Raw genomic sequence first — 7,891 nt, forward strand, 5'->3', positions numbered from 1 at the left:
CAAAGTACGGTGATGTTTACGAGTTAGATAACTAATTTGCTGAATTAGGACAGAGAAAAAATATAAAGAATCTAACACAAGAAATTAATACAAAAAAGCTAATACAGAGAAGAGAATACAGGGATGTGAATTTTCTGAAGGAGTAAGACAGGGGAATAGAAAGGACAGAAAATGAAAGAAATATCCATGGAAAAAGTTGAAGCGGCTCGGCAGGCTATGCTGGAAACGGTAAAGTCGAAGAGCCTGACCCACGAACAGAAGGTAGCCACGATGGCCAATCATGCGGACGCCCTTCTCTCTGTTCTGGATCTTCCCGAAGGACTTTTGGAAGTTTTACGTTGTGAGCCGGAGAAGCAGTGCATTTGCGACCTTTTCGAAGGAAATGCCCCTATGCGTCCCCGCTATATCATCCCGGATTATGAGAAATTCTTTCGGGAGGGCTCCGCTTTCTTACAGGTAGAGCCTCCCAAGGATTTGTATGAAGCCATTAACGCTCTGCAAATCTTTTATAAGCATGTTCCTTCCGTAACCAATTATCCGGTTTATGTGGGACAGCTGGACACCCTGCTGGATCCCTTTGTGCAGGATATGGACGAAGAGCTTGCTTTTAAGATGATTAAGCTTTTCTGTATTCAGATGGACAGAACGATTCTGGATTCCTTTGCCCATGCCAACATTGGCCCCAAGGCTACAAAGGCGGGAAGACTTCTGCTTCGGGCCATGGCGGAAACCAAGGATGCGGTACCGAATCTTACCTTGAAATATGATGAGGAGCTTACCGAGGATGACTTTGCCATTGAAGCCATTCGTTGCGCTATGGCTAGTGCCAAGCCCAGCTTTTGCAACCACAAGATGTATTCCAAGGATTTTTCCGGAAATTATGTGATTGCCTCCTGCTACAACGGATTGGCATACGGAGGCGGAGCCTATACCCTTGTCCGCCTGATCTTAAGCAATATTGCCAAGAGAGCCAAGGATAGAAAGGATTTTCTGGAGAAAGAACTTCCCTACATCATGGAGCTCTGTGTGCGCTATATGGATGAGCGTATTCGTTTTATCGTGGAAGAGTCCGGCTTTTTCGAGAATAATTTCCTGGCAAAAGAAGGCTTTATCCATAGAGACCGTTTTTCCGCCATGTTCGGCTTGGTAGGTCTGGCTGAGGCGGTTAACATTCTTCTGGAAAAGGAAGGAAAGGGAGATTGTCGCTTCGGTCACAGCAAGGAGGCAACGGAGCTTGGGGTAGAGATTATGGACTGCATCTCCGCCTTTAATGAAGCCCACAAGAATCCTTATTGTGAGGTCAGCAACGGACATTTCCTCCTCCATGCCCAGGTAGGTATCTCCACAGATGTGGAAATCAGCCCGGGAACCAGAATCCCCATCGGAGAGGAGCCGGAGAATCTGGCAGACCAAATGGAAGTTCTGTCTCATTTCCACCATTACTTCCCCTCCGGAACCGGAGATCTTTTCCCGATTGATAGAACCATTCACCAAAACCCGGAGTATGTTTTGGATATCATGAAGGGGGCTTTCCAAAAGAACCTTCGCTACCTTTCCTTCTATTCCAACGATTCCGACGTGATTCGTATTACCGGATATCTGGTGAAGAAATCCGAGATGGATAAGCTGAAGCAGGGGAAGAGTGTTTTGCAGGACACCGTGGCATTAGGCCTGGGTGCTGCCGAAAACGGAAAGATTCTGGAGCGAAAGGTTCGCTAATAGTATTCAAGGATTGTATTATGTTTTTACGAAAGAGGAGGCGTATTCAAGCTTCCTCTTTTTCGTTATACTGGGAGAAGAAATTTTCGGCTTTGCCGGAAAGAGTAGGATTAGGGAGCATTGCATCCCCCAGAGGGAAGTGGAATGAAGGAGCTTGTGCCTCGCAGAGGATAGTAGAATTGAGGAATTTCGTACCATGCAAGAATTAGCAGTAAAGAAAGAGAAGCAAGAAAATATAGAAAAGCAAGAAAATATAGAAAAGACGGAAAGCAGAGCTGACCGGGGACAGGCAGAAATCAAAGTCCCTGTGAATAAGATTATCCCCTTCAGCTCTGTGGACGGTCCGGGAAATCGAACTGCAATATTTTTACAGGCCTGCAATCTGGACTGTAAATATTGCCATAATCCGGAAACCAGAGCCCTATGCATCCATTGCGGTGATTGCATCCCGGGCTGTCCCACAAAGGCCATTTATTGGGAGGAGGGAAGGGTGGCCTTCTCTCCGGAAAAATGCATCGGCTGCGACCAATGTATTCATGTCTGCACACACAATGCCAGCCCCAGAATCCGTCGGATGAGCGCGGAGGAGGTGTTTCAGGAAGCTTCCAAGAACCTTCCCTTTATCCGGGGCATCACCGTGTCCGGGGGAGAGTGTACCCTTTATCCGGAATTCTTACGAGAATTGGGGATGCTCTGTAAAAAGAAGGGTATAGGATTTTTATTGGACTCCAACGGCTATTATGATTTTTCCAAGGATGAAAAGGATCTGCTTCCCTATATTGACGGGGTGATGCTGGATATTAAGGCCTATGATGGGAAAGAGCATAAGAGGGTTACCGGTTTTTCCAATGGGGAAATTCTAAAAAATATGCGAATTTTGGCAGAATATGATAAACTCTTTGAGGTAAGGACGGTAGTGGTGCCGGGACTTTTTTCCGGAAAGGATACGGTGGAGAAGGTATCTAAAGAGCTGTCTCCCTATGTAAGGAGGGGACAGAAAATTCGCTACAAAATCATTGCCTACCGGGAGTTTGGGGTACGGGAGCAATATAGGCAGTTTGAGAGTCCCGGTGAGGAAGAATTAAAGGCTTTGAAGGAGCTGGCCGAACAGGAAGGGATGCAGGACATACTCTTGATTTAATTAGGAACTTAAGGGAAATCGAGGAAGGAGAGCATTTGGAAGATGGGAAGAGATGAAGGGCAGGAACCGGTTATTGAGATGCGGGACATTGTGAAGCGCTTTGGAGATTTCGTGGCCAATGACCATGTGCAGCTAAAGCTTCATAAGGGAGAAGTCCTTGCGATTTTAGGAGAAAACGGAGCGGGAAAGTCCACTCTGATGAACATCCTCTACGGTATGCTTCGCCCAAGCTCCGGAGAAATTCTGGTGCGTGGACAAAAGGTGGAAATGGACAGCCCGGAAAAAGCTATTTCCCTGGGCATCGGTATGGTGCATCAGCACTTTATGCTGATTCCTCCCTTTACCGTTGCGGAAAATATTATTCTGGGAGCAGAGCCCATGCAGGGGCTTACCGTGGACTTAAACGGAGCGAAGAAAAAGATTCGAGAGCTTTCCGAACAGTATCATTTGATGGTGGATGTGGATGCCAAGGTGGAAGACATCAGCGTGGGCATGCAGCAAAGAGTGGAGATTCTGAAGGTTTTGTACCGGGGTGCGGACATTTTGATTCTGGACGAGCCCACCGCCTCCCTTACTCCTCAGGAAATTGATGAGTTAATGGAGATTATTTCCCATTTGACCAAGGCCGGAAAGTCCATCCTGATTATTACCCACAAGTTAAAAGAAATCAAAAGCATTGCTCATAAATGTATGATTATCCGGCAGGGAAAATACATTGATACCGTGGATGTATGCTCCTGCTCGGAGGATGATTTGGCAGCCATGATGGTGGGAAGAAAAGTGAACCGCAACGTGGAGAAGAAGGCTCAGGAGCCGGGAGAAGTGGTGCTTTCCGTGAAAAATCTCCATGCCAAGGATTATAGAGGGGTGGAAATCCTAAAGGGACTAAATCTGGAGGTTCGGGCGGGAGAAATCCTGGGACTTGCCGGCATTGACGGAAACGGCCAGTCGGAGCTGGTAGAAATCTTAACCGGATTAGCCCATGCTACGGAGGGAGAAATTCAGCTTTTAGGAAAGGACATTTCCTGCAAAAGCCCCAGAGAAATCTTTGATGCAGGCCTTTCCAGTATTCCGGAGGATCGGCAGAAGCACGGTTTGGTACTGGACTTCTCCGTAGCGGAGAATCTGATTTTGCAAAATTACGGAGAAGCACCCTACTCCAAGGGGGGAATCTTACAGAAAAAGGCCATCGAAGAGCATGCCTCCAAGATGATTGAGAAATTTGACATTCGTCCAAAGGGCTGCGAAAGCCGTGCAGCAGGACAGCTTTCCGGCGGAAACCAGCAGAAGGTTATCATTGCCAGAGAGGTGGAAAATGACAAGTCTCTCCTGATCGCCTTTAACCCCACCAGAGGTTTGGACGTGGGAGCTATTGAATTTGTACATAAATATCTGGTGGAGCAAAGAAATAAGGGACGGGGAATTCTCTTGATTTCCTTTGAGTTGGAAGAGGTAATGGGCTTATCCGACCGCATCGGCGTTATTTTCTCCGGAAATATTCAGAAGAGCTTTGCCGGAAATGAGGCGGATGAGTATACCTTGGGACTATATATGGCAGGAGGAAAGGAGTAAGTATGAAAGAGAAAATATTGAAAAGTTCCTTGCTGTACACCCTTCTTTCCATCGCCATCGGCTTTTTGGTAGGGGCTGTTTTATTGCAGGCCATCGGGGTTTCCCCTGTGAAGGCCTATGGAAAATTGTATCAGGGTGTTTTCGGAAAACCGAAGTTTATGTTTTACAGCATCATTTACGGAGCACCCCTGATTTTTACGGGCTTGTCCGTTGCCTTTTCCTTCCGTACCGGAATTTTTAATATCGGTGCAGAGGGACAGTTTGTTATGGGCAGTCTGGCAGCGGTTGTAGTGGGCATTTTATTTCCTTTGCCCGCACCTCTCCATGTGCTTCTCTGTCTTGTGGTAGCGGCTCTTGCCGGCGCTTTATGGGGCTTTCTGGTAGGCCTCCTCAAGGTAAAAAAAGGAATCAATGAGGTACTGTCCTATATTATGCTCAACTGGATTGCCTTCTATTTTTCCAACTATGTGGTGAATTTAAAGACAATTCATACCGACCAGGGAGCGGAGGCCAGTAAGAATATTTTAGCTTCCGCCTCCATGAAGATTCCCCAGTCCTTCATTCCCTTTGCAGGAGGAGCGGAGCTTCATGCCGGCGTACCCTTGGCTTTGCTTTTTGCCTTTTTGATTTGGTTTATTCTGAGCAAAACCACCTTTGGCTATCAGCTTCGGGCGGTGGGCTATTCCCGCAGCGCTGCGGAGTATGGAGGAATCAATTCCAAGAGAGTTTTCCTGCTTTCCATGTCTTTATCCGGTGTTCTGGCAGGTCTTGGAGGAGCAGTACAGATCCTGGGAATGTCTGAACGTGTGTCCATGTTTGCCGCCCAGGAGGGCTATGGCTTCCAGGGCATTACGGTGGCGCTGATTGGAGGAACCCACCCTCTTGGTTGCATTTTCTCCGGTCTTTTTTATGGCGCCATGAAGTATGGCGGAAACAAATTAACCACGGTGGATGTTCCTGCGGAAGTCGTCAGCATCATCATGGGAACCATCATCATTTTCATCGCCATTACACCGGTGATTAAAAATCTGGTACAGAGAGGATTCCAAAAGAAGGGAGAAAGCCATGCTAAATAATCTGGGATTACTGTTAAATGCGGTATTGATTTCTACGCCACCCCTCCTTTTGGCAGGGCTTGGCTCTTGTTGCTCCGAGCGTTCCGGCGTAATCAATATCGGAATCGAGGGCATGATGACTCTAGGTGCCTTTGTGGGTGCCTGTGTGGCCTACTTTACCGGAAACGGCTGGCTGGGATTTTTCGCGGGAGGCTGTGCCGGAGCCCTTCTTGGCTTGATTCATGCGGTGGTTTGCGTATCCCTTCATGCGGATCAAACCATTGCGGGAACGGCCATTAACTTTATCGGACCGGGCTTTGCGGTTTTCCTCTGTAAGGCAATTTTTGACAATTCTTCGGACTCACCCGCATTGGACTTGTCCGCAAAGCTTCCCAAGATGTTTGAAGGAAAATTTGCCTCCGGCTCCTTCCTGTACAATGTGGTAAGCACCTATTCCGTGGCTTATCTTAGCTTTTTGCTGGTACTTGTACTTTGGTTTGTTTTCTTTAAAACCCGTTACGGCATGCGACTTCGGGCAGCGGGAGAGCATCCCTGGGCCTGTGAAACTCTGGGAATCAATGTCTATAAGGTTCGCTACATTGCGGTGATTCTTTCCGGCTTTTTGTCCGGACTTGGAGGAGCCTTTGTGACCTTGGCTACCGTATCCCAGTTCCGCCCCTCCGTTATCGTAGGACAGGGCTTTATCGCTATTGCGGCGGTGATTTTCGGAAAGTTTACTCCCCAGGGAACCTTCCTGGGCTGTCTGATTTTCGGACTTTGCACCGGACTACGTGCACTTCTTGGTTCCGGCAATATGGTGTCTCCCCACCTGCTTTCCATGATTCCCTATGTGGTAACGATTCTGACCTTGGTATTCTTTGTAGGGGCGGGACACGTACCAAAGGCAAACGGTAGAATTTTTGTTCGGACAAGATAAGGAAACAGAATAGCCGGAACAAAGCCGGCGGTTCAAGTAAAAAGCGTAGTTAAGGCGATGAGAGTAGAGAATAGAGAATAGAGAATAGGGAAGTATAGAAATGAATTGGAAAGATTTATGGAATAAAAAATACCTGATGATTTCGGTGTATGTACTGCTGACGGCTCTCCTGTATCATCTTGGGAGTCGGGTAGTGGATCATTTGGAAGGTCTCCCTTTTTTATGGACAGCGCATTTTTCCTGGTTATCTCAGGTCACCTCTCCTCTGCTCTTAGGCTTTGCACTGGCCTATTTGCTCAGTCCCTTATGTTCCATGCTGGAAAGATTTCTGGGGAAAATTCCGCTTTTCAAACAAAAAGAAAAGCTTCGAAAAAACCTGGGCATCCTGCTTTGCTACCTTTTGATTTTACTTTTTTTAGTCTTTTTAGGTTCCTTGCTGGTATCCGTTTTTACCAAGAATATCCATCTGGTTCAGGGGGAAGATTTTGCAAAGGGGTTGGAGAGTGTGCTTCTTCTCTTGAAAAGTTTTTATGAGGATTTAAACCAAAGAGTTTCAGAGATTCCTATTGCGGGAAATGATTTGCAAGAGGGAATACGGACTTTTTTAGCAAAGCTTTTGGGCTTTGCACAAAACTTGGGCAGTAATTTCCTCTCCTCTGTGGGAAATATGGGAAGCCTGATTGGAACTTTACTCTTTGGCATTATTTTTTCCATTTATTTTCTGGCGGATGGGGTAAAGATTGCCCTGTACTGGGAGAGAATTCTTCGCCTGCTGATTGGCGAGAAGAGAGTTTTAGCTTTTCGAGGCTTTTTAAAGGATGCGGATCGAGCTTTTTCCGGTTATATCCGTGGACAGATGATTGACGGCATCATTATGGCTATTTTGGTCAGTGTCAGCCTAAGTATTATAGGGGTACGCTATGCCCTGGCCATAGGGATTCTCACCGGAATTGGAAATCTGATTCCCTATGTGGGCCCTTTTGTGGCCTACGGAACCACCATTTTAGTGTGTACCCTTTACGGGGATTTTTCTAAATTATTACCGGCTATCTTAGCCCTGTTTGCGATTCAGACCGTTGATGGAAATGTGATTAACCCAAGACTCCTTTCCAACAGTATAGACATTCATCCTCTGCTGGTGATTATCTCCTTGATTATCGGAGGCGCAGTGGGGGGAGTCTTAGGAATCTTCTTGGCAGCCCCCATTGCCAGCTTGATTAAGTTACAGGTGGATCGGATGATAGAAAGAGGGGAAGCAAAGAAGGCGAATTCATAAATTTACGGTTTTCTAATCAGGATAGGGATGAAATTCGTGGCACGCTTTCACTAGCTTAATCCAATGTATTGAAGAACTGTATTTATCATAAGGATGCGCTCAAATGCAGTATGGGTCTATAACCGGGGCACGCTCCCGCTAACCTCGCCTTCGCAGCGGTACTAACTTCAAGCTTCGCTTTGCTCGCTTTC

6 protein-coding genes are annotated in these 7,891 nt (G+C 46.9%); all 6 read left to right on the plus strand.

Annotation, left to right across the window (positions count from 1 at the left end):
* The first annotated feature begins 186 nt into the window (after nt 1-186).
* The 6 genes from ACO4PX_RS06690 to ACO4PX_RS06715 all read left to right on the plus strand — a co-directional run bounded on the left by ACO4PX_RS06690 (nt 187) and on the right by ACO4PX_RS06715 (nt 7,700).
* On the plus strand, nt 187-1,719 hold the full coding sequence (locus ACO4PX_RS06690) for a YjjI family glycine radical enzyme (RefSeq protein WP_485572056.1): 1,533 nt from the start codon (nt 187-189) through the stop codon (nt 1,717-1,719).
* Between the two features lie 196 nt (nt 1,720-1,915).
* A complete protein-coding gene (locus ACO4PX_RS06695) occupies nt 1,916-2,860 on the plus strand; it encodes a YjjW family glycine radical enzyme activase (RefSeq protein WP_485572057.1) in 945 nt (314 codons plus the stop codon).
* A gap of 42 nt (nt 2,861-2,902) precedes the next feature.
* Nucleotides 2,903-4,432, plus strand: a complete 1,530-nt coding sequence (locus ACO4PX_RS06700; protein ID WP_472450970.1) for an ABC transporter ATP-binding protein — start codon at nt 2,903-2,905, stop codon at nt 4,430-4,432.
* A 2-nt stretch (nt 4,433-4,434) separates the two neighbouring features.
* A complete protein-coding gene (locus tag ACO4PX_RS06705) occupies nt 4,435-5,508 on the plus strand; it encodes an ABC transporter permease (RefSeq protein ID WP_314832977.1) in 1,074 nt (357 codons plus the stop codon).
* Nucleotides 5,498-6,424, plus strand: a complete 927-nt coding sequence (locus ACO4PX_RS06710; RefSeq protein WP_314832978.1) for an ABC transporter permease — start codon at nt 5,498-5,500, stop codon at nt 6,422-6,424. The genes ACO4PX_RS06705 and ACO4PX_RS06710 overlap by 11 nt, the downstream gene beginning before the upstream one ends.
* Before the next feature lie 100 nt (nt 6,425-6,524).
* Nucleotides 6,525-7,700, plus strand: a complete 1,176-nt coding sequence (locus ACO4PX_RS06715; RefSeq protein ID WP_472450971.1) for an AI-2E family transporter — start codon at nt 6,525-6,527, stop codon at nt 7,698-7,700.
* Nucleotides 7,701-7,891 lie beyond the last annotated feature (191 nt).

Source organism: Oribacterium sp., assembly GCF_057249185.1.